Origin of the sequence: Paludisphaera borealis (assembly GCF_001956985.1) — a bacterium.
GTDB lineage: Bacteria > Planctomycetota > Planctomycetia > Isosphaerales > Isosphaeraceae > Paludisphaera > Paludisphaera borealis.
In genome coordinates, this window is the sequence record NZ_CP019082.1 from 7,343,217 (window position 1) to 7,369,857 (window position 26,641).

At 67.1% G+C, this 26,641-nt stretch carries 24 protein-coding genes; 13 read left to right on the forward strand and 11 right to left on the reverse strand.

Annotation, left to right across the window (positions count from 1 at the left end; translation table 11 throughout):
* Positions 1-143 precede the first annotated feature (143 nt).
* The 5 genes from BSF38_RS28385 to BSF38_RS28405 all read right to left on the reverse strand — a co-directional run bounded on the left by BSF38_RS28385 (position 144) and on the right by BSF38_RS28405 (position 4,983).
* On the reverse strand, positions 144-1,148 hold the full coding sequence (locus BSF38_RS28385) for a WD40 repeat domain-containing protein (protein WP_076350373.1): 1,005 nt from the start codon (positions 1,146-1,148) through the stop codon (positions 144-146).
* Positions 1,149-1,187: 39 nt separating this feature from the next.
* Positions 1,188-2,486, reverse strand: a complete 1,299-nt coding sequence (locus tag BSF38_RS28390) for a DUF1501 domain-containing protein (RefSeq protein ID WP_076350374.1) — start codon at positions 2,484-2,486, stop codon at positions 1,188-1,190.
* Between the two features lie 106 nt (positions 2,487-2,592).
* On the reverse strand, positions 2,593-3,444 hold the full coding sequence (locus tag BSF38_RS30240; RefSeq protein ID WP_076350375.1) for a DUF1553 domain-containing protein: 852 nt from the start codon (positions 3,442-3,444) through the stop codon (positions 2,593-2,595).
* Complete coding sequence (locus tag BSF38_RS30475; protein ID WP_076350376.1) at positions 3,429-4,427, reverse strand: DUF1549 domain-containing protein; 999 nt, start codon at positions 4,425-4,427, stop codon at positions 3,429-3,431. Before BSF38_RS30475 ends, BSF38_RS30240 begins: the two co-directional genes overlap by 16 nt.
* Positions 4,428-4,683: 256 nt before the next feature.
* Positions 4,684-4,983: a hypothetical protein gene (locus BSF38_RS28405; protein WP_145952371.1), complete on the reverse strand. Its 300-nt coding sequence runs from the start codon at positions 4,981-4,983 to the stop codon at positions 4,684-4,686.
* Positions 4,984-5,529: 546 nt separating this feature from the next.
* On the opposite strand from BSF38_RS28405, the gene nusB reads away from it, so the two are divergent.
* From nusB to BSF38_RS28465, 12 genes are all read left to right on the forward strand, one after another.
* A complete protein-coding gene (gene nusB, locus BSF38_RS28410) occupies positions 5,530-6,021 on the forward strand; it encodes a transcription antitermination factor NusB (RefSeq protein ID WP_076351582.1) in 492 nt (163 codons plus the stop codon).
* A complete protein-coding gene (locus BSF38_RS28415) occupies positions 6,018-6,857 on the forward strand; it encodes a PHP domain-containing protein (protein WP_237170664.1) in 840 nt (279 codons plus the stop codon). Before nusB ends, BSF38_RS28415 begins: the two co-directional genes overlap by 4 nt.
* Positions 6,858-6,969: 112 nt before the next feature.
* Positions 6,970-7,875: a signal recognition particle-docking protein FtsY gene (ftsY, locus tag BSF38_RS28420; RefSeq protein WP_076350378.1), complete on the forward strand. Its 906-nt coding sequence runs from the start codon at positions 6,970-6,972 to the stop codon at positions 7,873-7,875.
* 199 nt (positions 7,876-8,074) lie between these two features.
* Positions 8,075-9,769 carry a DUF6599 family protein gene (locus BSF38_RS28425; protein ID WP_237170665.1) on the forward strand — a complete coding sequence of 565 codons (1,695 nt, stop codon included), beginning with the start codon at positions 8,075-8,077 and terminating at the stop codon, positions 9,767-9,769.
* 100 nt (positions 9,770-9,869) lie between these two features.
* Positions 9,870-10,964, forward strand: a complete 1,095-nt coding sequence (locus tag BSF38_RS28430; protein ID WP_076350379.1) for a DUF362 domain-containing protein — start codon at positions 9,870-9,872, stop codon at positions 10,962-10,964.
* Positions 10,961-11,608: a Uma2 family endonuclease gene (locus BSF38_RS28435; protein WP_083713662.1), complete on the forward strand. Its 648-nt coding sequence runs from the start codon at positions 10,961-10,963 to the stop codon at positions 11,606-11,608. The genes BSF38_RS28430 and BSF38_RS28435 overlap by 4 nt, the downstream gene beginning before the upstream one ends.
* A gap of 37 nt (positions 11,609-11,645) precedes the next feature.
* On the forward strand, positions 11,646-12,275 hold the full coding sequence (locus tag BSF38_RS28440) for a Uma2 family endonuclease (RefSeq protein WP_083713664.1): 630 nt from the start codon (positions 11,646-11,648) through the stop codon (positions 12,273-12,275).
* A gap of 29 nt (positions 12,276-12,304) precedes the next feature.
* The gene (locus BSF38_RS28445; protein WP_076350380.1) at positions 12,305-13,042 is read left to right on the forward strand and encodes a Uma2 family endonuclease; all 738 of its coding nucleotides are present in this window, start codon (positions 12,305-12,307) and stop codon (positions 13,040-13,042) included.
* On the forward strand, positions 13,035-14,720 hold the full coding sequence (locus tag BSF38_RS28450; RefSeq protein ID WP_076350381.1) for a 4Fe-4S binding protein: 1,686 nt from the start codon (positions 13,035-13,037) through the stop codon (positions 14,718-14,720). The genes BSF38_RS28445 and BSF38_RS28450 overlap by 8 nt, the downstream gene beginning before the upstream one ends.
* 278 nt (positions 14,721-14,998) lie before the next feature.
* Entirely contained in the window at positions 14,999-15,922 is a 924-nt protein-coding gene (rsmH, locus tag BSF38_RS28455; RefSeq protein WP_076350382.1) for a 16S rRNA (cytosine(1402)-N(4))-methyltransferase RsmH, read from the forward strand.
* Positions 15,868-18,384 (forward strand): LysM peptidoglycan-binding domain-containing protein, encoded by a 2,517-nt coding sequence (locus BSF38_RS28460; RefSeq protein ID WP_076350383.1) that lies wholly within the window; start codon positions 15,868-15,870, stop codon positions 18,382-18,384. The genes rsmH and BSF38_RS28460 overlap by 55 nt, the downstream gene beginning before the upstream one ends.
* Before the next feature lie 116 nt (positions 18,385-18,500).
* Entirely contained in the window at positions 18,501-21,029 is a 2,529-nt protein-coding gene (locus tag BSF38_RS28465; protein ID WP_076350384.1) for a serine/threonine-protein kinase, read from the forward strand.
* A gap of 31 nt (positions 21,030-21,060) precedes the next feature.
* On the opposite strand, the gene BSF38_RS28470 is transcribed toward BSF38_RS28465, so the two are convergent.
* The 6 genes from BSF38_RS28470 to BSF38_RS28495 all read right to left on the reverse strand — a co-directional run bounded on the left by BSF38_RS28470 (position 21,061) and on the right by BSF38_RS28495 (position 25,307).
* The gene (locus tag BSF38_RS28470; protein WP_076350385.1) at positions 21,061-21,456 is read right to left on the reverse strand and encodes a (R)-mandelonitrile lyase; all 396 of its coding nucleotides are present in this window, start codon (positions 21,454-21,456) and stop codon (positions 21,061-21,063) included.
* Between the two features lie 248 nt (positions 21,457-21,704).
* Entirely contained in the window at positions 21,705-22,088 is a 384-nt protein-coding gene (locus BSF38_RS28475; protein ID WP_076350386.1) for a DUF2255 family protein, read from the reverse strand.
* Positions 22,089-22,110: 22 nt separating this feature from the next.
* Positions 22,111-22,872: an SDR family NAD(P)-dependent oxidoreductase gene (locus BSF38_RS28480; RefSeq protein ID WP_076350387.1), complete on the reverse strand. Its 762-nt coding sequence runs from the start codon at positions 22,870-22,872 to the stop codon at positions 22,111-22,113.
* Between the two features lie 76 nt (positions 22,873-22,948).
* Positions 22,949-23,140, reverse strand: coding sequence for a tautomerase family protein (locus BSF38_RS28485; protein WP_076350388.1), 192 nt, complete (start codon positions 23,138-23,140; stop codon positions 22,949-22,951).
* An 89-nt stretch (positions 23,141-23,229) separates the two neighbouring features.
* Positions 23,230-24,228 (reverse strand): aldo/keto reductase, encoded by a 999-nt coding sequence (locus BSF38_RS28490; RefSeq protein WP_076351592.1) that lies wholly within the window; start codon positions 24,226-24,228, stop codon positions 23,230-23,232.
* Positions 24,229-24,245: 17 nt separating this feature from the next.
* On the reverse strand, positions 24,246-25,307 hold the full coding sequence (locus tag BSF38_RS28495; protein WP_076350389.1) for an NAD(P)-dependent alcohol dehydrogenase: 1,062 nt from the start codon (positions 25,305-25,307) through the stop codon (positions 24,246-24,248).
* Between the two features lie 245 nt (positions 25,308-25,552).
* On the opposite strand from BSF38_RS28495, the gene BSF38_RS28500 reads away from it, so the two are divergent.
* The gene (locus BSF38_RS28500; protein ID WP_076350390.1) at positions 25,553-26,455 is read left to right on the forward strand and encodes an AraC family transcriptional regulator; all 903 of its coding nucleotides are present in this window, start codon (positions 25,553-25,555) and stop codon (positions 26,453-26,455) included.
* Positions 26,456-26,641: the final 186 nt, after the last annotated feature.

Below are 26,641 nucleotides of genomic sequence, written 5' to 3' on the forward strand. Positions count from 1 at the left end.
AATCGGCCCCTCCGCAAATCGTCTTCGCGAATTGCGCCTGGCGTCTAGCCGGTTCGGGGCGATCCCGCTCTCCGGAGTCGTCCGGGCGGCCATGGTCGCCGCCGAGCATGGCTCGAACGAGACGTTCGGCAAGTCCATAGCGATCAGGCCTTGGCCTTCATCGCGCTGATGCGGACGACGCCGTCGTGGTGGGCGGTGGCGATTTGCAGAGCGTCGGGATGGAGGTCGAGGTCGCGGATGGTGTTCGGGAACGTCAGCTTGAAGAACTCGTTGGTCTGATCGGGCTTCGTGAACCAGAGGAAGCTGCCGCCGGTGCCCCCGGACGAGGCGATCAGGAACCCGTCAGGGTGGAACCGGACGCCCCAGGCGACGCCCGAGACCCCTTCCTTGGGGTGCTGAAGCTGCTTGTGCTCACCGGTCTTCCAGTCGAGGACGACCAGAGCGGCGTTGCTGACCGCGCCCAGGGGGTTGCTGGCGTTGATCTGTCCGCTGCACGCCAGAAACGCCCCATCTCGGCTGAGCGACAGGTCGCGGACGCCGCCGTAATCGACCCCCTGGCCGACGTCGTAATGATAGAGCTTCGAGGCGTCAAGCCGGCGCTCCTCCTTGCCGGTACGCGCGTCCCACTGGATCACGAGGCCCTTCAGGTCGGCCGACAGCAGGTGCTTGCCGTCGGCCGTGAAGGCGACCCGGAAAATCGGCCGCTCGTGGCCGGGGAGATCAAGAACCTGCGCGCCGTCGGCCAGCGACCAGACCCGGACCTTGCGGTCGTTGCCGCAGGACGCGAAGTGGTTGCCGTCGGGGGCGAAGGCGATCGCGCGGACCCAGCCCTTATGGGCGGCGAGCGCGCGGATCGGCTTGGGGGCGTCGCCCGTCGCGGGCCACCAGATCAGCTTACCGTCGGTGCCGCCGGTCAAAAGCGTCTGGCCGTCGAGCGACACGCCCAGGGCGAACGGCCAGCCCTCGTGGGCGTTGTAGGCGATCGGCTTGACCTTCGCCGGGTCGGCGGCGAGATCCCAGCGCTGGACCGTGTCGTCCTCGGCGCCGGCGAAAACCGCCTTGCCGGTCGGGTCGAACCGGCAGGCGATCAGCGGCTTGCCGTACTTCAGTTCACGCGCGATGTGCGTCTTCTCGGGCTCGGCGGGCATCGGTTTCCCCGATTCTGGCGGCGGGCGGCGGGACGTCGTTCAGACGAGGAGTTCCTTGATAGCCGATGCGGCCGGCTCGGCGAGCTGGATCGCGCGGCCGTCGGCTTCAAACGATTCGGTCGGATCGAGCCCGACGGCGCGCATGTAGGTGTGGAACAGATGGCCGCCGCCGACCTGCTTGTCGACGACCTCGGTGCCGCGGTCGTTGGTCTTGCCGACGACGTTGCCCGGGGTGATCCCCGCGCCTCCCATGCAGACCGACCAGGCGGTCCCCCAGTGGTCGCGGCCGTAGAGGTAGTTGATCTGCGGCGTCCGGCCGAACTCCGACATCACCACGACGAGCGTATGCTGCAACATCCCGCTCGCGGCCAGGTCGTCGATCAGGGTCGCGAACGACTGATCGAACTCGCCGACCTGTTCGAGGTGGAAGTCGAAGTTCTCGTTATGGGTGTCGTAGTTCGAGTGGGTGACCTGGACGAACGTCGCGCCCCCTTGCAGCAGCCGACGGGCGAGCAGGCAGTGACGGCCGAAGTCGTGCGAGCCGTAGCGGTCGAGGTCCTTGGCCGGCTCCTTGGTGACGTCAAAGACGTCGCGACGGGTCATCAGCTTCTGGGCTTGTTCATAGGTCGTCGTGTACGCCTCGGTCTCGGCGGTCCGCCGGCGCTTGGCGAAGCGGTCGTTGAGGTGCATTCGCAGGGCCTGACGCCCCGATGCGCCGAGAGCCGAGATCGCCGGGTCTTGCGCGGTGTTGGCCGGGGCGCTGCCGTTGCCGAGGTACAGCGGGTTGTACTTGGGGCCCAGGAACGCCGCCTCGCTCTGCCCCTTGCCGCCGCCGCCGGGGGTGATGTAAATGTAGCCGGGCAGCGGGTTGGCTTCGTCGCCCAGCCACTTCGACATCACCGAGCCGAGCTGCGGATACGCCATGCCCGCCGCCTGGGGACGCCCGGTCTGCATCAGGTAGGCGCCCTTGCCGTGATCGTTCTCGTTGGTGTTGATACTCCGCAACAGGGCCAGGCGGTGCATCTGCATGGCCGTTTTGGGCAGCAATTCCGAGATCCGCACGCCCGGAACGCTGGTCTCGATCGATCGGAACGGGCCGCCGGTGTCGGTCTTGGGCTTGGGGTCCCAGGTTTCGAGCTGGCTGGCGCCGCCGGCCAGCCAGACCACCAGAACGTGCCGTTGCTTGCCAGCCAGCTCGGCGCCGGCCGCCGGGGAGAGGAAGCTGGAGAAGCCGCCGCCGAGGGCGCCCGCCCCCGCCGCCGAGGCCGCCAGGCCCCCGAGGAACCGTCGTCGCGACAGCGTGTGGTCCATCGTGTTGCAGGCGTACGTGCACTTCATGGCGAAGTCTCCATCGGCGGGCTTGATCGGCGGGAGGGATGCGGGGCGAGCCGAAGGCGACGAATTCCGGCCGGCTGGGCCGGGTTCGCGTCCTTCGTCGTTGTTGTCAGTGGTTGAACCGAAATTCGGTCGAGGCCAGGAGGGCCCACGCCAGTTCGCGGACGGCGGCGGGACGCTCTTTCGGATCGCTGCGAGCGGCGAGGTAGGCGGCGACTTCGGCCCGTTCGTCCGGAGTGGGACGGCGGGAGAGGATGCTCAGGTAAAGTTCCTCGGCGACGGCCGACGCGTCGGCCATGGCGGCGCAACGGCCGACCAGCCAGCCGTGCGCGGGGTTGAGCCACCCGTTGACCGGCTCGCCGTTGGTGACGAACAGCGCCTGGTCGACGGTCGATGTCGCTTCGGCGGCCTCTTGCGCCTGACCCGCGACGCCGCCGAAGTGGTTGACGAACGACCCGACGTTGGGAGCGAGCCGGGAATAAACGGCCGCTTCCAGCTCGGCTTCACGCAGCGCTTTGCGCTTGGCGTCAAGGGCGAGGATCGCTTTCATCCGGGGGTCGACGCCGTCGAGTTGCTGGTCGACCTCGCGACGAACGCCGGCGACGTAACCGACGGCCTCCATCGTGCTCCAGGCCAGTTGCTCGGGGGATGTCGGACGGACGGCGAAGACGACGAACCGGTTCGGATCGGCCAACTCGGCGCTCGAATCGGGAGGCGGTTCGCTGCTCCGCTGATAGGCGCGGGTGAGGGCCAGCTCGCGGAGGAAGGCCTTGACGTCGTACTTCATCGCCGCGATCCGCTCGGCCAGAAGGTCGAAAAGCTCGGGATTCGAAGGCGGGTTGTCGCCGTGGAGCAGGTCGAGCGGGTGGACGACGCCCCGGCCCATCATGAGCGCCCAGAGACGGTTGGCGATGTTGCGGGCGAATGCGGGGTCGTCGGCCGAGGTCAGCGCCTTGCCCAACTGGGCACGGCGACTGTAGATCGGGACCGGCCGGACCTTGCCGTCCTTGTCGGGGGGATCAGGTAGTCGCGGCCCTTGTCGACCGTCGGCTCGGGGAGCGGCTTGGCGTCGATGACCTGCGGGCCGGTCTTGTGCGTCACCTTCTTCTTGAAGACCGAGGCGAACGTGACCTCGCCGTCGGCCTTCTCGCCGACGACGGGCGTCGCGCCCGGCGCGATGACGCCGCAAGCGTTCTTGCCGGCGATCACGACGGTGCGGCTGAAGAACGCGTAAAGGCCATAATAATGCTGCTGTTTGTAATCGTCGATGAGCGGGTGGTCGTGGCACTGGCAGCACTGGATGTCCATGCCCAGAAACAGCCGGCCGACGTCGCGCGTCATCGTGTGGGGGTCGGCGTCGCGCTCGAGCAGGAACCGGGCCGCGGGACGCGTCTTGGGATCGCTGCCGTCGGGCTCCAAGATCTGCTGGACCAAGACGTCGAAGGGGCGATTCTCGGCGAACGCCTGGAACAGGAATTCCCGCCAGGGGGCCGCGGGGCCGTACGCCTCGGGCCGTCGCTCCATCAACATCACGTCGAAAACCTGCGCCATCCGCCGCGCGTAGGAACGGCTCTCAAGCAGGCGGTCGATCAGCCGCGACCGCTTGTACGGCGACGGATCGTCGAGGAACGCCCGGGCCTCGTCGACCGTCGGAATCACCCCGGAGAAATCGAGGAACGCCCGGCGCAGGAACTCGGCGTCCGAAGCCGGGGCCGAGGGCGACTGCCCGGGAAGCTCCTTGGCGAGCTTCGCTTCGATCAGCCGGTCGATCCGCTCGTGCAGCGAATCATCCGGCGAGGGGGGGGAGGGACGAGGCGAAGGGGACGCCGCCTGAGGCGTCGGTTTCCCTGCCGCGCCGGCCGGCGCGGTCGAGTCGCTCGATTCTTGGTCGGCCGCCGCGGCGCCCGTCGCCGCCAGCCAGCCGAACGCGAACGCGAAAGACACCCAGGCCGACGTCGCCCTTCGTCTCACTGTCTCGCGGTCTCTCGAAACGCGCCGCCCAGGCGGAAGCGCCGTTCCGACCTTCCATGTTTCCATCGATGCACCTCAAGGCTGCACCCACGAATGACGCCGACTCCATGGTAAAAGAGGCCGACTCCATCTGTTGTCTTTCGTCGAAAGATAACCCTTCAAGATATCAAGTTCAAGCCGATCTTCAAATTTTGTTTAATAATTCCGCGACAGCAACACCTCATGAAGATTACTTCATCGCGGATTCGACACGCCTCCGCAGGGCGGACGTGTAGGAGAGAAGCTTGCGCATGCCGAGGCGGTCGATCTCGGCTTCGAGGCGGACGATCTCGCCGTGGACGCCGTGGAGGTCAAACCCTCGCGCGGTCGGCTTGACGGCGTGGAACGCCTGCAACGTCAATTGGCGTAGAATGTTGGCGACGTCCTGCGCGTCGTGCGGAGGGTCGAACCGAAGGCCCTGTCCTTGGGGCGAGCCGGGCTGAGACGAAGGTGTAGGCATCATGGCGCGTAGGGTGAGAGATGAGGTCATGGAGTCGACTTCCTTGCTTCGTGAGTTCCAAGACATCGTGCTCGGATTCAACAAGGTTCCAATAACACTTGTAGGTCGCGAACGTCGGGGCGTCTCGTTCCACCGCCGGCTGCTGTCGATACGACGCATCACGGGGTGGAAATGTTCGGCGGGATATTCGGCGGCGGACGCCGAAAGTTAGGAGGATTTTTCGGAGGGACGACAACGATCGCCCAGGCTTTTCCAGTGCCGGAGGATCGTCCGGCGCGGATGGAACCGTCGTCGCGTTGAGATTCTAGACGTAAAAACCACCGAGGTCGGTTGGCCCAATCTGGAGATTTTCCGCACAGGGGTCGGTCTCCCGAGGCCCGCCGAGGCCGAACAAAACCCCCATCAGAAAAGGTCGGCCGCAGAGCGCGCGGGCGACGGCTCGTGGATCTTCGACGCGATCGTTCGACTCCACTGGTCTTTTCGATCCGGGGCGGGATGGGCTATGATCGAGAGAGCCAATATTGAAGCTATCGAGAACAGGGAAGGCGACGCCGTTCGAGGCCGAGGCATTTGATCATGACGCGACGCTCCCGAGGCCGTGAAGTCGCCCTCCAGGTCTTGTACCAGATCGAGCAGAATTCGGGCTTCAAGGCAGCCGACATCCGCCGGTTCATCGACCGTCGGCTGCTGCGTGAAGCGAAGCTCGTCGAATTCACCCTCGACCTGATCGCCGGCGTCAAGGAACATCAGGCCGAGATCGACGAGATGATCCGGCAGGTCGCCGAGAACTGGCGGCTCGACCGGATGGCGGCCATCGACCGCAACATCCTTCGTCTCGGCGCTTATGAGATGCTCTACTGCTCCGAGGTGCCCGCCAAGGTCGCCATCAACGAGGCCCTCGAACTGGCCAAGCGGTACAGCACCGCCCAGTCGAGCCGGTTCGTCAACGGGATTCTCGACAAGGTCTTCCAGGTCAAGGTCCCGGCCGCCGAAGTCGACGCGGTCCCATCCGACCTCGAAAGCGACGACGCCCCCGACGCGCCCGTGGTCGGGGACGAGAACGGTTGATCCGTCGCAACGCCGATCTGCACGTGCACACGACGCACTCGGACGGCTCTTGCTCGCCCGCCGAGGTCGTCGTCGCCGCGGCCGGCGTGGGGCTGGCGGCCCTGGCGATCACCGACCACGACACGATCTCGGCCCTGGCCGTCGCGCGCCCCGAGGCGGACCGGCTGGGCGTCGAGCTGATCTCGGGGGTCGAGCTTACCTGTGAATACGACGGCCGCGAGATCCACGTTCTCGGCTACTTCTTCCGCGATGACGACCCCGACCTGCTCGATGCGATGAGCCGGCTCCGGACCGGCCGCGCCAGTCGGTTCCAGGCGATGGCCGAGCGGCTGACCGAGCTGGGGATGGTCGTCGACCTGGCGGCCGTCCGCCGCTGCTTCCCCCGGGCGGTGCTCGGCCGGCGGCACCTGGCCGAATACCTGGCCCGGACCAAGCAGGTCGCCGGCGTCCGCGAGGCCTTCAATCGGTTTCTGGCCGACGGTCGACCGGCCTGCGCGGCCAAGCTCATGCTCGACGCCCGCGAGGCGATCGGCCTGATCCGCAACGCGGGGGGCGTCGCTTCCTGGGCCCATCCTCCGTACAACCTGCGGCTCGAATCGCTCCGAACGCTCGCCGAGGCCGGGCTCCAGGCGATCGAGACGGCCGGACCGGGGATTCAGAACCGGGTCGGCCGCCGGTTCCGCGACTGGGCCGTGACGCTCGATCTGGTCCCCACGGCCGGCTCGGACTTCCACGCTCCCGACCGCCCCGGCCGATGGGTCGGCGCGATCACCACCTCCGACGCCGACCTCGACCGCCTCCGAGACCGACAGCCGTCGAACCCGGCGTCGGCCTGACGACCGACACTTGGTAAAATGACCTGCAAGCGAGGGCCGGTCCTCCGGGCGTCCTCACGCGCGAAACAGACAACGTAGCGACAACGATCATCCGACGAGACGAAAGGCGGTTATGGCGATCAAAGGGTTGCTGGAGCGGTTCAAGAAGGGGCTGGCCAAGACGGCGCAACTGTTCAACGTCCGCTCCTGGTTCGGCCGCAAGGTCGATCAGGAATTTCTCGACGAATTGGAGAGCCGGCTGATCCAGGCCGACGTCGGCGTGGTCGCCACGGCGCAGATCATCAAGTCGGTCCGCGAAGCCTACGCCGACCAGACGGCCGACGAAGAACTCGTCGAGTTCGTCAAAAACCAGCTCAAGGAGCTACTCCACGATCCGCGCCCGGACGTGCTGACGGTCGCCGCCAAGAAGCCGAGCGTCTACCTGATCGCCGGCGTCAACGGCTCGGGCAAGACGACTTCGATCGCCAAACTCGCGCAGCGACTCCGCGACCAGGGCAACTCGATCGTGCTGGCCGCCTGCGACACCTTCCGCGCCGCGGCCGCCGACCAGTTGTCGATCTGGGCCGAGCGGGCCGGCTGCGAGATCGTCCGAGGCGCCCCCGGAGCCGACCCGGCGAGCGTCGCCCACGACGCCTGCCAGCGCGCGCTGGCCCGGTCGACCGACGTCCTGATCGTCGACACCGCCGGCCGGCTGCACACCCAGACGCACCTGATGCGCGAGCTGGAGAAGATCAAGAGCGTCATCCAGCGGCAGATTCCCGGCTCGCCGCACGAGGTTCTGCTCGTGCTCGACGGCGGCAACGGCCAGAACGCCATCCGCCAGGCCGAGATGTTCACCAAGGCCATCGGCTGCACCGGCGTGATCCTCACCAAGCTCGACGGCACCGCCAAGGGGGGCGTCGTCGTCGCCGTCCGCCAGACGATGAAACTTCCCGTCAAATTCATCGGCGTCGGCGAAGCGATCGACGACCTGCAACCGTTTGACGCCGATACCTTCGTGGAGTCGCTGTTCACCTGAGCGGCCAGCATTGCCTCGGAGGACGGAACCCCGATATAATTCCGGATTGCGGGCCGATCCAACGCTTGTTAAACAGCAAACTTGCGGCCCCGGCCCGGGAACCCAGCCCTGACTTTCCGCAAAGCCTGGCGACGACTCGGATTCCGGTCGTTCCGGCTGTATCGTTCGAGATCCCAAAGCAACAGCAAACGGCGGTGGCATGATGGACGTCGCGAACCTCTGGACGAAGTTCACCGCGGAGCTGGCCGACGACCCGCTCCTGACGATCAGCCTGGCGGCGGCGCTCGCGGCGTTCGCCAGCACGCCCATCGCGGTCGCCGTCCTCGGTCGCATGGATTGGTTCAAAGCGCGTCGCGGCCGGGTGCTTCAGCGCCCGTCGTTCGTCTCGATCATCGTGGGCACGATGCTGGTCATGAGCATCCCGGCGACGTTCGCGGCCCTGGTGCTCAAGAGCCGGCACTTCGACGAAAACCGCTACGAGTTCGATCCCAACCGGACGTGGTCGGTGCTCGACCAGGGGAAGGGGTTCAATACCCTGAAGGAGGCCGACGCGGCCGTCAAGCAGGAGATGGAGCGACTCGCCCTGGAGCGGAAGAACCTAGTCAACGGCGTCAAAAAGCTCGACCAGGCGATGCTCGCCTTGCGGGCCTCGGCGGGGACCTCGGCGGCCGTCGCCCAGGCGATCCCCAACGTCCTGGAATCGCTGGCCCAGCTTCGCCAGAGCATCAACCTCGACGGCCCGCAGCAGCTCATGGACTTCACCGCCCCCCCCATCGACGTCAGGGCGGCCGCCGCGCCGGCGGTCAGCGCCCCCGCGGTTGCGGCCACGGCGATCGCGCCCGCGCCGGCCCCGGTCAACGGCCTGGCTCCGGCCCAGGTCGACGCCGAGCTGGCGGCGGTCCCCGAGCCTCAGAAGGCGATCGCCGCGATGCTGCCGCTGACCGACGTCCCGGCCGGCTGGGTCGTGGAGAAGTCGGGCGACAAGTATATCGAGACGTTCAACGCCGACAACCTGTACGAGAAGATCGACGGCCGCGCCGAGAGCTTCCTCCAGTACGGCGTCAAGGGGATGGCGTACACCTACTACCACCCGGCCAACGACGATTCGAAGGAAGTTCAGCTCTACGTCTTCGAGATGGCCGACCCCCTGCGGGCGCTCGGCAAGTTCGGCTCGGAGAAGCCCGACGAGAACCAGAGCATCGCCCTCGGCGACGGCGGCTACACCTCGGCGGGAAGCACGTTCCTGTACGCCGGAAAATACTACACGCAGCTCGTCTCGACCCAGGACGACCCGAAGTTCGCCGCCTTCGCCCTCGAAATCGCCCGCCGCGTCGCCGCCAAGCAGAAGCCGGGAAGCCCGGCGCCGGCCCCCGCCCTGGCCGCCTCCTCCGCGAGCCCGGCGCCCGCAACGACTCCCACGGCGGCCGCGACCAAACCGGCCGACGTGAAGCCGGCCGCGGCGGAGATGTCGCCGGCGGACTATTTCGCGCTCTTGCCCGCCGGCGGCCGTCAGAACGATCCGACGTACGTGCCCCAGGACGTTTTCGGCTACAGCTTCCTGTCGGAGGTTTTCATGGCCGACTACAAGGAGGGGGACGTCGGCTGGCAAGGTTTCCTGCGGCCCTACAAAGACGCGAAGGAGGCCCAGGCGGTCCTTGACCGCTACGTGGCGAGCGTCAAGGAAGACGGGGCCGAGGTCAAGCCGCTCGAATCCGAAGGGGCCGACGCGATGGTGGCCGTCTCGAACATCGGCCTGTTCGACGTGGTCTTCCGCAAAGGCAACACGCTGGCCGGCGCCAACGGCGCGACCACCGCCCCCCCCGCCGAAGCCTTCGCCCGGGCGCTCGCCAAGAGCCTCCCCGACAAGGTCCCGGCCGTCGGCGGCGGCAAATGACCATCACGATGAACTCAAGACGATGAACCGCGTGCGAACCCGAATCCCCGTGTGACGAGCCGTCCGCCTTCCCCGGCGGTTCACTGGAACGAGGTCGACGATGAGCGAGAAACTGACCCGAACCCAGATCAAGAACCTGGAGCGGCTCGGCGGCGTCAACCCGGCCGACGAGTCGTTCTCGCGGCGGCATTTTTTGAACCAGGTCGGCGGCTTCGGCGCGGCGGCCGGCGCGGCGGTGGGCGGCGGCCTGCTGCTCCGCGACCAGTGGGGCATGGAAGGGGTCAAGCCGCCGCCGGCCCAGATCCTCAAGCCGTTCAACGTCGAACCCATCACCAGCAAGCCCAGCCTGGTCGTCGTCCGCTCCAGCCCGGTCGCCGCCGACGCCGACGCCGAGACCCGCGACGCCGCGCTCCACGATCAGGCGTTCCGCATGGTCAAGGCGGCGCTCGACGCCATGGGAGGCGTCTCCCATTTCATCAAGAAGGGGGACGTCGTCGTCGTCAAGCCGAACGTGGCGTTCGACAAGAACCCCGACCTCGCCGCCACCAGCCAACCCGAGACCGTCGCCGCCGTGGTGCGGCTCTGCCTGGGCGCCGGCGCCCGCAAGGTGATCGTCGCCGACAACCCGATCAACAACCCCGAGAGCTGCTTCTTCAAGACCAAGGTCGGCGACGCGGCGCTCCGCGCCGGGGCCGAGCTGATGATGCCCAAGGACAGCTACTTCGAGCAGCTCTACGTCGGCGGCGAGACCATCACCAACACCTGGCGGATGTTCTACCGGCCGTTCCGCGAGGCCACCAAGGTCATCGGCGTCTCGCCGGTCAAGGACCACAACCTCTGCAAGGCGACCGTCACCATGAAGAACTGGTACGGCCTGCTGGGCAACCCCCGCAACCAGTTCCATCAAAACATCCACGGAATCATCTCCGACTTCGCGCTCATGATCAAGCCGACGCTGGTGATCGCCGACGGCCGCAAGCTCTTGATGCGGAACGGCCCGACCGGCGGCAGCCTGAACGACGTCAAGAAGAGCGACACCATTGTCGTCGGCACCGACCACACGGCCGTCGACAGTTGGTGCGTCACCCGCCTGCTCGAAAAGTCGCGGCACGAGATCGTCTACCTCGACAAGGTCATCCAGCGCGGCCTCGGCAAGGACTGGCGTCCCCAGTGGACCGAGGAGATCACCGTATGAGCGCGCACGTCGAGGCCGAGACCCATCCAGGCTCGATCTTATCGGGGAGGCGAATCAAGCTAGCGATCCCCCGGGGGGTCCGCTTGCAAATCCCCGACGACGATTTCTTCGCCTTCTGCCGGGCCAACCCCGAGCTTCGCCTCGAACGAACGGAAGATGGAGTCGTCGAGATCATGACGCCGACGAGCGGAGGCACGGGAGCGAAGAACGCCAGGCTGACCTCGCGGCTCGTCCTATGGGCCGACGCCGACGGCGAGGGGATCGCCTTCGACTCCTCCACCGGCTTCCATCTCCCCGGCGGGGCGACCCGTTCGCCCGACGCCTCGTGGGTCCGCCGCGATCGGTGGAACACACTCACGGAAAAAGAGCGGGAGGAGCAGTTCGCGCCGCTTTGCCCCGACTTCGTGATCGAGCTCCGTTCTCGATCCGACAAATCAAAGCGGTTACATCTGCTGAAACAGAAGATGCCCAGTTACCTCGCCCAGGGCGCGAGGCTCGGTTGGCTCATCGATCCAATCACCGGCCGGGTCGAGATCCACCGCCCCGGCCGCCCCGTCGAGGTCCTGGACCGGCCGGCGACGCTCTCCGGCGAGGACGTGCTGCCGGGCTTCACGCTCGATCTCAAGGGGATTCTGTTCGACTGACCGGCCGGAACGACTGAAGAGTGAAGGAGATCATCCCATGGCAAGCGTGCAAGTCGAGGCCCCGACGGCATCGGTCGCGGACGAGCGGATCGAGTTGGCGATCCCCCGAAGCGTCCGCCTGCAAATCGCCGACGACGACTTCGCCGCCCTCTGCCGCGCCAATCCCGATCTTCGGCTGGAACGGACCGCGCAAGGAGATGTCATCGTCATGGCGCCAGCGGGATCGGAAAGCGGAGGACGAAACGCCAAGCTGACCTCGCGGCTCGTCGTCTGGGCCGAGGCCGACGGCGAGGGAATCGCCTTCGACTCCTCCGCCGGGTTCGTGTTGCCCAAGGGAGGAACGCGGTCGCCCGACGCTTCGTGGATTCGCAACGAACGCTGGAACGCTCTGACGCCCAAAGAGAAACGAGGGTTTGCGCCGATCTGCCCGGATTTCGCGGTCGAGCTGTGCTCGCCGTCGGACGACGACGCGACCACAAGTGAGAAGATGCGCGAATACATCGACAACGGCCTGCGGCTGGGATGGTTGCTCGATCCCGACAAGGGCCGGGTCGAGATCCACCGCCCCGGCCGCCCCGTCGAGGTCCTGGACCGGCCGGCGACGCTCTCCGGCGAGGACGTGCTGCCGGGCTTCACGCTCGATCTCAAGGGGATCCTGTTCGACTGACCGGCGAAGCTGAAGAGGAAGATCTCCCGATGACCCAAGGCTCCACGACGACCACGACGCCGCATCGCTCCGTTCGCGAACCAGCGACCGCGAGGCCGATCGCCCGCCGCAAGTACGACGATCGGTACGGCCCCGGATCGGCCGGCCTGCGGATGAAGCCCGAGGAGTTCGACGACATCCCGGCCTCGGAGTTCGTCCGGGGCAATCGGTACGAGGTCATCAGCGGGGTCTTCGTCGTGTCGCCATTTCCGGGTCCAGGTGAACGAAGCCTCAACGACTATCTCGGCTACATGCTGACGCAGTACTTCGAGACCCCCTCGAAAAAACCGATCGTCGCCGACACTCTTCCTGAACAGACCATCGCGACGACCAATCGCCGACGGGCTGATCGGGCGATCTGGGTCGGACTCGGCCGAAAGCCCGATGAACAAACCGACGTCCCCGCGATCGTGATCGAATTCGTCTCGTCGCGCCGCCGCGACGCCCTGCGCGATTATGAAGAGAAGCGCGAGGAGTACCTGACCGCCGGGGTCAAGGAATACTGGATCATCGATCGGTTCCGGCGCGTCATGACGGTCTACAAGACGAAGAAGACCAGGAAGTCTTCCACGACGACTTATGATATCGTGACGGAAGGCCAGAGCTACGAGACCCCGCTCCTTCCCGGCTTCAGCCTGCCGCTGGCGAGGCTTCTGGAGAAGGCCGACCAGTGGCGGCCCAGGAAACAAGCCGAGCCCAACGCCCCCGCCGGAGGAACCGATGGTTAAGATCCGACGCGCTTACGAGGTCTTGTTTCTGGGCCTCTTCCTGTTCTTCCTGATCATCACCGACCTGCGCTACCTCAAGGGGTGGCCGGTGTCGCTGTTCCTGGAAGCCACGCCCCTGGTGGCGGTCGCCACGGCGCTGACGACCCACACGATCTATCGCAACCTCGTCTGGGGCCTGGTGATCATCGCGATCACCATGATGGTCGGCCGGGTCTGGTGCAACTGGATGTGCCCGTTCGGCATCCTCCACCACCTGTTCGGCTGGATCGGCAACCGCCGCAACACCAAGCAGATGATCGAGGTCAACCGCTACCGCAAGATCTACGCCATCAAGTACTACATCCTCGCCGCGATGCTCGCGATGGCGAGCCTCTGGATCATCCCTACGATCCTGGACGCCCCCAGCAAGATCAAGCGCGCGTTTTACGAACCCGCCCTGGTGAGCCGGTCGGTCCCGGCGCGCGCGTTCGCGGCGGTCGGCTGGGGGCTCGCCGCGTCGGCCGAGGAGCACAAGGCGGGCAACAGCACGCTCCAGATCGGCCTGCTCGACCCGATCGCGCTCACGGTCCGATCGCTGACCACCAGCGTCCTGCCCACGGTCAACAAGAGCACCGAGAGCGTCTACACCGAGCCTCGCGAATACTGGCAGGCGTGGATCGTCGGCCTGATCTTCATGGGCTTCCTGTTCGCCAACTGGTGGATTCCTCGGTTCTTCTGCCGGGCGATCTGTCCCTTGGGCGCGCTGTTGGGAATCTTCAGTCGGTTCGCGATCTGGCGGATCGACCGCGATCCGGTCCGGTGCACCGACTGTGATCTCTGCCTCAAGAGCTGCGAAGGCGCCTCCGACCCGCAGGGCGACCTCCGCAAGAGCGAGTGCTTCGTCTGCCTCAACTGCATCGAGGACTGCCCGCACGACGCCCTCACCTTCCGGTTTCTGCCGCGCAAGGCGAGCGAGGTCGCGTACCCGGCCGTCGGCCGTCGCCAGGTGGTCCTCGCCGGCCTCTTCGGCCTGTTCTTCTTCCCGATGGCCCGGCTCTCGGGCGGCGTGCGGAAGAACTTCAACCGGAGCGTGATCCGTCCTCCGGGCTCGGTCGCCGAGGACGAGTTCCTGAGGCGGTGCATCAAGTGCGACCAGTGCATCCGGGTCTGCCCCACGAACGTCCTCCAGCCCGCCATGTTCGAGGCCGGCGTCGAGGGGCTCTGGACTCCGATCATGATCTCCAAGATGGGCTGGTGCGAGCTGAACTGCACGCTGTGCAGCCAGGTCTGCCCCACCGGCGCGATCCGCGAAATCTCGATCGTCGAGAAGCTCGGCATCGGACCGTTCGAAGCAAAGGGGCCGATCAAGACCGGCACCGCGTTCTACAACCAGGGGCGCTGCCTCCCCTGGGCGATGGACACGAGCTGCGTCGTCTGCGAGGAAGTCTGCCCGGTCAGCCCGAAGGCGATCTTCACCCGCAACGTCGAGGTCACCGACCGCTGGGGCAAGACGCTCGAATTGAAGCGGCCGTTCATCGACCCGGTCAAGTGCATCGGCTGCGGCATCTGCGAGCACGAGTGCCCCGTCAAGGACGACCCAGCCGTCTACGTCACCGCCATCGGCGAAACCCGCGACAAGAGCCGATCTTTGCTGCTTTCGCTGGTCGACGGCGAGGGCCAGGACTGGGTCTCGGTCTGAGGCCGTAGGCCGCCCGGGGCCGGCTGGTTCACCTCAAGCCGGCCCCGCTCCCCGACCGATGGAGACGATCGGGAATACTCTCGACGCCTTGGGCTCGCGCCTTCGGCGTCGGGGTTGACAGGATCGAGCGTTTGGATAGAGTCCGACGCACTCACCCAGGGCGCGGCCCTTCCAGGCTGTACCTTGGTCGTGGGGCGTCTCATCTCAGCGAGCAGGCCGTGTCAAGCCAGCCGACGCCTCCGGAAGACGAGCACGAACCGCAACGGGAATCGGGAGCGGTGCATCGCCCCGTCTTGATCGACGAGGTGACGACCTGGCTTGATCCTCGCGAAGGCTCGATCATCGTCGACGGGACGGCCGGGGCCGGAGGACACGCCGCGGCGCTGGCGAGGCGGGTCGGCCCGGGAGGGCGGATCATCGGACTGGACCGCGACCCGAACATGCTGGAGCTGGCCCGCAAGGCCACCGCCGGCCTGCCGGTCACGCTGGTTCACGCGCCCTACAGCGCGATGCGACGGGTGCTGGCGGATCTGGAGATCCCCCCCGAACGGGTTCAGGGCGTACTCCTGGACCTGGGGCTCTCGTCCGACCAGCTCGCCTGGCGGCATCGCGGGTTCAGCTTCGCGGCCGACGGCCCGCTCGACATGCGGTTCAACCCCGATTCTTCGGGGCCGACGGCCGCCGAGCTGCTTGCGGAGATGCCGGCCGACGAACTCGCCCAAGCGTTCTTTGACTTCGGGGAAGAGCGGTTCAGCCGCCGGATCGCGCGACGGATCGTCGAGACGCGAACGGCGGAGCCGCTGCGGACCACCCGGCAACTCGCCGAACTGGTCCGCGGCTGCATCCCCGGTCGGTTGCGGCACGGCCCCATCGACTCGGCGACCCGCGTCTTCCAGGCCCTGCGGATCTTGGTCAACGACGAACTGGAGCATCTCGACGCTCTCTTGAAGGAACTGCCCAACCTGCTCGCACCCGGGAGCCGGGCCGCGATCATCAGCTTCCACTCGCTGGAAGACCGTCGCGTCAAATGGGCGTTCCGCAACGAGCCTCGCTGGTCCATCCTGACCAAGAAGCCCGTAATCGCGACGGCGCAGGAAACAGCCGTCAATCCCCGTGCGCGTAGCGCCAAACTGAGGGTGGCCGAACGATGGTCGAATCAGGACCCTTCCCGAACTCCGAATCCGACGATCCCCAGGCCCTGAACCCAGACGCGCCCGCCGACGCGCCCGTATACGCCGACGACGAGCACGCCCCCCTCGCCGAAGCCGATGCTGATGTCGCGACCGGCGACGCGACCGAGCCCAGCCTCGCGACCGAGGCCGAGCCCGCGACGCCCGGCGGTTTCGACAAGTTCCGCGCGGCCGCCCTCGCCGCGGGAGGCTGGACCTTCGAAAAAGCGAGCCTCGCGGCCGCCCAGGGGGTGATCCTGGCCCGCAGCTATCCCCGCGCCATGCTCGCCTCGGGGCTCTCGGTGCTGGTTCTGGGGGGCGTTCTAACCATCACCCACATCCCCAGCCCCGGCCCCCGCCCTGACGCGGACGCCGAGTCCAAAACCAAGGAGAAGGCCAAGGCCGACGGCGGCCTCGATCCCGTAGACGCGAATGCCAAACCGGTCGAGCCCGGGCACACCGCCGAAACCGCGCCGAAGCCCGCCGCCGAGACGGACGATATCGAGCCCAAGCACCTCGCCGACGCCGGCGCTTCGAAGACGCCCCCCGACGGCCCGGCGCCTTCCCCCAATCCGGCGCCCGCGCCGGAACGCGAGACTCATTCCCCATCGCTCCTCGCGATGCCGAACGATCGCGAACCGACGCCTCCCGTCGAGCCCGTGAAGCTGACCGCCGGAGTCGACGAGTCCGGCCTCCCCGACTTGCCCGCCATCGACAAAGACGCGGGCGGCCTGACGAATCTGGATGCGACTCACGAACCGGCGCCCGCCCCGGCGATCACCGACGCGACGGGGCTCGGTGCGCTCGAATTGGCGGCGGCCGACGTGAAGCCCGGCGATCCGCCGCGCGAAGAGGCCGCGGCACCGCCCCCCGTCCCCATTCCCACTCCGGCGGCCGCGCCGGTCTTGACGCCGGGCGAAACCAAGCCGGCGGTCGAGCCCGAAGCGGTCCCCGCGCCCGAAATCCCCGCGCCTGCTCCCGCGCCCGCGACAAAACCTGCCGAACCTCCGGCCCCTGCGCCGAGCACGAGCACGCCGGAACCGTCGAAAGCCGGAGCTGAGCCAACGGCCCAGCCTCCCGCGCCGGCACCCGGCCTCGGAGCGGGTCCGGCTCCGGGGCCGGCCGCCGAACCGATCCTGCCCCTGGCCGCTCCCGCGCCCGTCGTCCCCGGGGCGGCCGCCAAGGAAGCCGTCGGCGCGATCGGCCTGGGCGTCGGAATCGGAGCCGCCGCCGGCGCGGTGATGAAGAATCTGGGAGACAAACCGGCGGCCCCCTCGGCACCTACCCCGCCCGTCGACGCGCCTCCCCACGTCGCCGAGCCCCAACCCGCGCCGCGGCAGGAGCCACAGCCGTCCCAAGCCCCGGCCCCGGCCCCCACGTCCGCGCCGGCCACTACGTCCGCGCCGGCCACCACGTCCGCCCCGGCCCCGGCCCAGGGCGAGGTGCCGTCGTTCCAGGCGGTTCCCGAAGCCGCCTCCGCGCCGGCGGCCGTCGGCAAGCCCGCATCGACGCCGACCGCCGAGGTCAAGCACGATCCGACGGAGGCGCCGAGCCGCCAGGATGTGACGCCCATCCGCCGCTCCGGCAACATCGTCATCAGCGACATCGGCAGCGACTCTGACGACCCCTTCGATCGTCGCGACGCCGGCCGCTCCACCGACCCCGACGCTCACGCCGACAAGGAGATGAGCTTCGACGTCGAGACCTACGTCCCGAGCGGCCAGGACGCGAGCCGAGGCGGTCGCGGCGGTCAGGCTTCCGCCACGACGCCCCCCAAAGCGGCCGGCAAGATCGACACGGTGCTGCACAAGGTCGAGTCGGGCGAGAACTTCTATTCCATCTCGCAGAGCTACTACAGTTCGGGACGCTACTATCGCGCGCTCGCAAACGCCAACTCCGACAAGTTCAAGAGGCCGGAGGATCTGCGCGTCGGCGCCGTGATTCGCGTTCCGCCGCCCGAAGACCTGGACCCCGCCTTCATCGACCCTCCCGGCACGCGCTACGGCTCGAAGGCTCGAACCGGCCCGGTGGGCGCCGCCGACGCCGCGACGCGGTCGCGCTCGCCGAGGACCGCCGACGCGGCCGACCCGAAGGGGGTGGCGCCGATCCGCCGCGCGCGCCGGTCGGAAGTCGAGCTCAACCTGCCGGTCTCCGACCCGGACGCCGAACGCGCGTCCGACGAAGGGAAACGGCCCGCCGGCCGCGCCGTCGCCGCCCGCCGCGACGACGATCGCGACGACGAGATCGACCGTGATCGCAACCGCGCCGAGCCCGAGGCGGCCTCGCGCAGCGTCTCGACGCGGCCGGTTCACAAGGTTCAGCCCGACGAAACCCTGCGGACGATCGCACGCGACCGGCTCGGAAGCGGCCGTCGCGCCAACGAGATTCTCGAACTCAATCGCGATACCATCGACGACCCGTCGGAACTGATCGTCGGCCAGATCCTCGAACTCCCCGATGACGCCAAGGTCGCGCGACCCCGAAGCCGCCGCTGAGTCCGAGCCCGCCGCGCCGGATGATGTTTCCGTGAAGCACCGCGAGATTGACTCGCGAGTCTTCCGGATGCATCATGGCTGGGTGATCCGTGAGCGTCTCGTCCACGGCGTGTTCAATGTCGAGCGTCATTTCTGAAGTCGACGGCAAAGCCTGGAACGACGGCGGGAGCCCCACGGTGATTGGCACGGGAACGACGCTCAACGACCGATTCCTGCTCGAGAAAGAGCTGGGCCGAGGGGGGATGGGAGCGGTCTACGCGGCGACCGACCAGGTGCTCCAACGCGCGGTCGCCATCAAGGTTCTCAAGGATCAGCAGGCCGGCGAAGAGGTGTCGAAGCGGCTCCGCCTCGAAGCCCAGATCGCCGCCCGGCTCCTGCACGAAAACGTCGTCCGGATCTACGACTTCGGCCAGTCCGAGGGGACGTCGTACCTGGTCATGGAGCAGGTCGACGGCACGAGCTACGTCCGCCGCTGGCGGGAGATCACGCTTGGCGAGCGACTGCAAATCCTGGCCGGAGTGGCCGTGGCGCTCGATTACGCCCACCATCAAGGGGTGATCCACCGTGACGTGAAGCCGGGCAACGTGCTCTTGACCATCGCCGACGCCCCCAAGCTCTCGGACTTCGGCCTCTCGCTCCTGGCCGAGCACGACGACGCGGCCGGCGTGGTTCGCGGCACGCCGCATTACATGAGCCCCGAGCAGGCCAAGGGGCAGCGGCTCAACTACCGCACCGACCTGTATTCGCTGGGCGTGATGCTCTACGAGTCGGCGACCGGCGCCGTCCCGTTCACGGGCACGCCCATGTCGGTCATGGCGCAGCATACGAACACCCCGCCGCCGATCTTCCGCTCGCGCGATCTGGGCGTCTCCCCGGATCTCGAAAACTTGATCTTCGCGCTGCTGGCCAAGCGTCCGGAAGACCGTCCCGCCAACGGCGCGATCATCGCCGACGCCCTCCGGATCGAAGCCGACAAGCTCCGTCCCCAGGCCTCAACACATTCCCATGCCCAACCCGCCGCGCCGAGCCCGGCGCCGGCCGAGCCGGTCGATTCGCCCCTGGACCTCAGAGCCCTGGCCGAGCTGGGGGAAGGACGGACGATCACGGCCCAGTCGTCGACGCCCGGCGTCGAGAAGGTTTCGATCGCGAACCGGCCGGCGGGCGCCCCTCCCTCGCCCGTCGCGATCGCCGACGCGGCCGACCTCGTCTCATCGGCCCTGGTCCGCAAGATGCTCCGGACCGTTCTGGCCGAGCCGATCGCGCTGAATCCCGAGGAACGCTACCTCTACGGCCACTACCTGGCCTATCTCCTGATCGGTTCGCGACGCAAGCGGTTCTTCGCGCGTCGGAAGATCGAGCGGCTCAACGCCGACCGGGCGCGGCTGATCCTGGCGACGACCTACGCGCTGACCGCGCACGACCCCGACGCGGCGGTGGCCGAGGCCGCCGAGCTGCTCGACCAGCGCATCGACGTACGGTCAGCGCTCAGCCCGGCCGTGCTGGCCAAGTTCCTGAGCTGGCGCGAGACCCCCGCCCGCCGCAAGATGCTCCGCAAGGTCCGCAAGGAGATCCACGACGCCAGCACGTACGCCCAGAAGCACATGACCGACGACCGGGGCGTGCTCAACCCCGGCCTGATCCCGCGATCGCTCGACGATCTGGCCAAACTCGCCCCGCCCCGGAGCGAGGTCGGCGACAAGCTGGTCGAGCGCTGGAACCGGCTGGCCGACGCCTGGCGCGACCATTCCGACCTCCGGCTGGCGGCCCTGCGATACGCCTCGGGCGGCTCGAATCGCGACCCTTCCGGCGCCGCCATGTGGGCCGAGGTCGTCTATCCGCTGATGGAGCTGGCCCGCGCCGAGCGGCAGAACCGGAGTCGGGCGCGTGAAGTGTGGGACTACTTCACCAGCCGCGTCTTGCGGCTCCGCGACTCCGGCGACGAACTCGACCGCCGCCTGAACCGCGACGTCCCCGCCGGCGTCGTCGAGCAGCTCGACCATTCGGCCAAGCAGCTCGACCAGGTTCTCTCGCGGGCCGAGCCCGAGGACGAGCCGGCCGACGACGAGCTCGACCCCCTGGCAGCGCGCCTCGGCGCGGGGGCCGAGGCCGCCCGCATGGAAGCGATCGCCGAGGAAGCCTCGCCCACCGACCGCGATCGAATCGAACTCGTCGACCCTGACCCTATCCGGTTTCTCCAGGGAGAACTCCACGAACTCTGGAAGGAAGCCGTCACGGCCATGCAGAAGGCTCCCGGCACCAAGGCCGCCAGCCATCGCCCGACAGCGATCGGCCCCTACCGCCTGGTCGTCATCCCCTCGATCCGCGGCACCGCCGCCGGCCAGGTCGCCATCCAGGGCATGGCCAACAAGCAGATCGAACTTTTGACCCCGACCCTCCGCACCAGCGGCTCCCGCAACAAGCCGATCCTGGCCGTCTGGATCTATCGCGACAACAGCCTGCTGATCACCCACTACGACTTCAAAAGCGTCCAGCGGTCCGTCCTCTGGGACGCCCCCCGCGCCCACCAGACGCCACTCAACGACCCCAAGGAAGCCTACCGCGAGCTCGCCGCCCGCGGCCTGCAAATCCCCGACCAGCTCGAAACCGCCCTCTCCCGCTGGTTCCGCCCGCGCAAGAAGGTTTAGCTCCAACCGCCAGCGAGTGAGATGCGAAGACTCACTTGCAGTATTGTTCGTCGCTCACATGTTCCAACCAGTCGACGACCTTGCCGTCGAGCTGTTCCTGGATGGCGATATGCGTCATGGCCGTGGTGGGCGCGGCGCCGTGCCAGTGCTTCACGCCCGGCGGGAACCAGACCACGTCGCCGGGATGGACTTCCTCGACCGGGCCCCCCTCACGCTGAACCCAACCGCAGCCGGCCGTGATGATCAGGGTCTGCCCCAGCGGATGGGTGTGCCACGCCGTCCGGGCTCCGGGCTCGAACGTGACGCTGGCGCCGGCCGCGCGAGCCGGCGCGTGGATCTGGAACAGCGGGTCGATGCGGACCGCGCCGGTGAACCAGTCGGCCGGCCCCTTGCCGGAAGGCTGTGAGCCGATTCTTTTGATTTCCATACGAACCTCCGGATGATGTTGATATAGGGGGGCGCCCACGGCGATTTGAGTCAACGACGGCGCCGCGGCCAACCCTAACCCCGTGGCGATGAAGTGGCGGCGGCGCCGCATGGCGGGACCGCAGTCGATGTAATGATCGTTAGAGGAAGCCATCCAAGTTGCTCCGTTCGAGTTGCACCTCAAAGCCCTGGCCCGTCGGTCGGAACAGAATCGCGTTCGCCGGCTGCCGCACGGGATGGGCTCGACGATCAGACGTCAGTCTCGCGCGGCATGACCTTGACCGTTGCCGAGCGGGCAGTTGGCCCGATCATCGGGCTGAGATACGGGCTACCGCGGTACTTCGCCCGATAGGCCTCGTCGACGCGTTCGTTGATCGAGCCGTCGACCGGCTCGAAGACGACCTCCTTCGTCATGCCGGCAGCGGTGATCCGCCCCGCCTTCCGCCGCACCGCGGCCCGGTACCAGCGAGAGTTCTTTCCATTGTAGGCACGCACGTAGAGGGCGTCGTCGACCGCGACGGACCAGATCCACGTCGGGGTGCCGTAGGTCGCCCCATCCTCGCGGAACGGTGAAATGTGCAGGTCATCGGCCTCGGCGATCTTCCTCAGCTCGTCTTTCGGCCAGGTGGTCATCGTGGGTCCTCGCCTTTCGTCCTCAGCGGACAGTGTACCCGCCATCCACGGCGAGCGCTTGACCGATCACGAAGCTCGCGCCGGGGCTGGAGAGCCAAAGGACGGCGGCGGCGACCTCCTCCGCCCGGCCAAGCCGCCCGATCGGCACGTCCTTCATCAGCTCTTTCATGGCTTCCGCCTGAGTGGCCAGCATGTCCGCGACCATCGGCGTCTCGATGATCCCCGGGCAGACCGCGTTGATGCGAATGCCCCTGGCAGCATACTCTAGGGCGGCGCTCTTGGTCAGCCCGAGCACCCCGTGCTTCGAGGCGTGATACGCCCCCCGGCCGGCGATACCCACGAGTCCGCCGATCGAAGAATTGTTGACGATGGCGCCACTTCCTTGCTTGCGCATTTGGAGAAGCTCGTACTTCATGCAGTTCCAGACGCCGCGGAGATTGACCGCATTGACGAGGTCGAATTCCTCGCCGCTGGCATCCGCGGTCTCCGCGACGGGGCTCTGGACGCCGGCGTTGTTGAACGCCGCATCCAGCCGCCCGAATGTGGCGACGGCCTGCTCGACCATGGCCGCCACTTGGTCCTCGACGGCGACGTCGCAGCGGATGGCGAGCGCCTTGTTACCGGCGGCGATGAGTTCCTCGGCCGCGGCACGCACCGATTCCTCATTGCTGTCCGCCAACACCACCGACGCCCCCGCCTCGGCGAAGGCCTTCGCCGTCGCCAGGCCCATGCCGGAGCCGGCGCCTGTGACGAGCGCAATTTTATCCTCAAAAGACATATGCATAAACGTGTTCCCTCTTTCGCTCGGCATGCTCGGGTGGGTGTGCACGGTCGTCGGAGCGTGGAGCTGGAAATGCCCCTTACATGGTGTATCCCGGCTTCTTGTAGACCTTCTCCGCCCAGTCCTGCGGAGCGACCTCATCGAACGAAACCGACACCGACTCCTCTCCGTAGTCGAGAACGGCCATCACGTCTTCGGTGATCCGTTCGGCGAGCCGAGTCTTCTGTTCTGCCGACTTCCCGGGCCAGAGCTTCACGATGAGATGAGGCATTGTTCCCTCCTCCGATTGTTCCGATTGCGAGCCGAAGTTCAGACATGTCCTCGCTCACGATCGCGGCTCCGGCATGCCACGGCGATGGTTCAGAGGCCGGTCATCTTTTCGAGCTTCTCGGGGTATCGGTCCCCTTCCACCGGGATTTTCGAGGCCGTGGTCTCGATTTCGCGGAGGTCGTCGGCCGTGAGTTCGACGTCGGCTGCGCCGAGGTTCTCGTCGAGGCGATTGAGCTTCGTGGTGCCCGGGATGGGGACGATCCAGGGCTTCTGGGAAAGCAGCCAGGCGAGGGCGATCTGGGCCGGCGTGGCCCCCTTCCGTGAGGCGATGCCGCCGAGCAGGTCGACCAGGGCCTGATTCGACTTCAGGGCCTCGGGCGTGAAGCGCGGCAGGGTGCTGCGGAAGTCGTTGCTGGCGAAGGTGGCGTGCTCGTCGAGCTTGCCCGTGAGGAAGCCCTTGCCGAGCGGGCTGTAAGGCACGAGGCCGATGCCGAGTTCTTCCAGCGTCGGGATGACTTCCGCCTCGGGCTTCCGCCACCACAGCGAATACTCGCTCTGGAGAGCGGTGACCGGCTGGACGGCGTGAGCCCGACGAATCGTCCGGACGCCCGCCTCGGAGAGGCCGAAGTGCTTGACCTTGCCTTGCTGAATCAGATCTTTCACCGCGCCCGCAACGTCCTCGATGGGTACGTTCGGGTCGACTCGATGCTGATAGAGCAGGTCGATGACGTCGACCTTGAGCCGCTTGAGCGAGCCCTCGACGGCCTGCTTGACGTGCTCCGGTCGGCTATTCAGCCCCGCCGCCCCCGGCCGCTTGTCGTCCCCGCTGAGGTCGAACCCGAACTTGGTGGCGATCACCACCTGCTCGCGGACGGGGGCGAGGGCCTCGCCCACCAGCTCTTCGTTCGTGAAGGGGCCGTAGACCTCGGCGGTGTCGAAGAACGTGACGCCGCGTTCGACGGCCGTCCGGAGCAGGGAAATCATCTCCTGCTCATCTTTCGGCGGGCCGTAGGAAAAGCTCATCCCCATGCAGCCGAGTCCGATGGTCGAGACTTCCAGGCCGCTGTTGCCGAGTTTGCGCTTCTGCATGTGTTCCTCCTTCGAAGTCATTCGGATTTGAGAGACGCCATGTCGATGGCGAAGCGGTACTTCACGTCGGACTTGAGCAGCCGCTCATAGGCTTCATTGACCTTCTGGATGGGTATGACCTCGACGTCGGCGGTGATGTCGTGTTCGCCGCAGAAGTCGAGCATCTCTTGCGTCTCGGGGAGGCCGCCGATGGCCGAGCCGGACAAACTGCGACGCCCCACAATCAGGCCGAACGCGGAGACCGGCAGTGGCTTCGCCGGGGCGCCGACGAGGGTCAGGTTGCCGTCGAGGCGGAGCAGGTTGAGGTATGCGTTGACGTCGTGCTCGGCGGAGACGCAGTCGAGGATGAAGTCGAAGCTGCCGGCATGCTTCCGCATCTCGTTCGCGTCGCGGGAGACGACGATCTCGTCGGCGCCGAGACGCAGGGCGTCTTCCTTCTTGCGGGGCGACGTGGTGAAGACCACGACGTGGGCCCCGAGTGCATGAGCGAACTTGACGCCCATGTGGCCGAGCCCGCCGAGACCGACCACGCCGACCTTCTTGCCCTTGGTCACGCCCCAATGACGCATGGGCGAGTAGGTCGTAATCCCGGCGCAGAGGAGCGGAGCGGCCCCGGCGAGGTCGAGATTGGAAGGAACGCGGAGGACGAAGCGTTCGTCGACGACGATGCTGTCCGAGTAGCCGCCGTACGTGACCGGGGCGGCACCGTGCTTGTCCGGGGAGTTGAAGGTCAGGGTCTGGTTCGGGCAGAACTGCTCAAGCCCCGCCTGACAGTTGGGGCACGTGCGGTCCGAATCGACCAGGCAGCCGACCGCGGCGAGGTCGCCCGGCTTGTACTTCGTGACCGCGGAGCCGACCTTGGAAACCCGCCCGACGATTTCGTGGCCCGGCACAATCGGGTAGACGGTGGGCATGAACTCGCTCCACTCGTTGCGAACCGAGTGGAGGTCGGAGTGGCAGACGCCGCAGAAGAGAATCTCAATCTGCACGTCGTGTTCGGCCGGGTCGCGTCGCGGGATCGTGGTGGAGGCCATCGGAGACGTCTCACCGGCGGCGGAATAAGCTTTTGCCTTATACATATCACATCCTTTTTTCTTGAGCGACGCCGGCATGTGGCATGGGCGACGACTCGATGACTGGCTCCGACGCCGTTGCCTCGCGGATCGGATCACCGAGGTTCATTAGAGGCCAACCGCCAGGGGACGGAAAGGAACGTTCCTCCAAAAGGTTTGCCCAATTCTATTAGGGTCCAGGAGAACTACCCTCGGGACGCGGAATTATGTAACCTGATCATCTGGGAACCCTAGAAAGACCGGAGGATGGGATGGAAGGCCAGCGTGACACTCGCCAGCAGCTCGCGAGCCTCCTCGGCGAGGTGGCCGCGCACGAGGGGGTGCATCGTACGCTCGTCGAGGGGGTGGAAGTGGCTCGCATTTCGAAGCCGGCGCCCCGCGCCCCGGTGGTTTATAAACCGAAGATCCTCATCGTCGGCCAGGGCCGAAAGCGGGCCTATCTCGGCGGCGAGGTCTACCGATACGACGCATACAATTACCTCGTCTTGTCCGTGCCGATCCCGGCGGAGTGCGAGACGGAGGCCAGCCCCGAGGAGCCCTTGCTCCTCCTCGCCATCAACGTCGAGCCGACGATGCTGGGCGAGATGATGCTGGAGATGGACGAACCCCCGTCGCCGATCGGCCCGACGCCGCGGGGAATCTCCTCGACCCCGATGACCGAGGAATTGGGCGGGACCATTTGCCGTCTCCTCGAATGCCTCAAGTCCCCGCTCGACAGCCGCATGCTCGGCCGCCAGACGGTCCGCGAGGTCGTCTATCGCGTGCTTCAAGGGGAGCAAGGTGGGGCCCTGCGCGCCCTGGCCAGCCGGGACGAGCATTTATCCCGAGTCGCCCGGGTCTTGAGACACGTCCACGCCGAGTACGCGAAGCCGCTCAGCGTCGAAGAGATGGCGAGGCAGGCCGGGATGAGCGTTGCGGCGTTCCACCACTACTTCAAGCTCGTGACGGCCAGTTCCCCGCTCCAGTACCTCAAGCGAATCCGCCTCGACCAGGCGAGGCGACTCATGGCCCACGACGGCTACAACGCGAACACCGCCGCGAGGGCCGTCGGGTACGAGAGCGCATCGCAGTTCAGCCGGGAGTTCAAGCGGCTCTTCGGCGTGACGCCCGTTGAAGAGGCCGAGCAGACGCGGGCTCGTCTTGTGGCCGGTTGAAGTCCCGGCAGCATATGCCCCTGGGCTCCGACGATCGGCCCGGCGTTCGTGTAGGAGGTCCCCCCTGATCCTGCCCTGCCCGATGTTGGGGGCGCAATGCGCATTTGCCCCTGAGACTCCGCTCCCGCCGGTTCCGAACAAGCAAGAAAGTCGAGTATGGCGCGGGGCCGGCTGGCCGACCCCGCG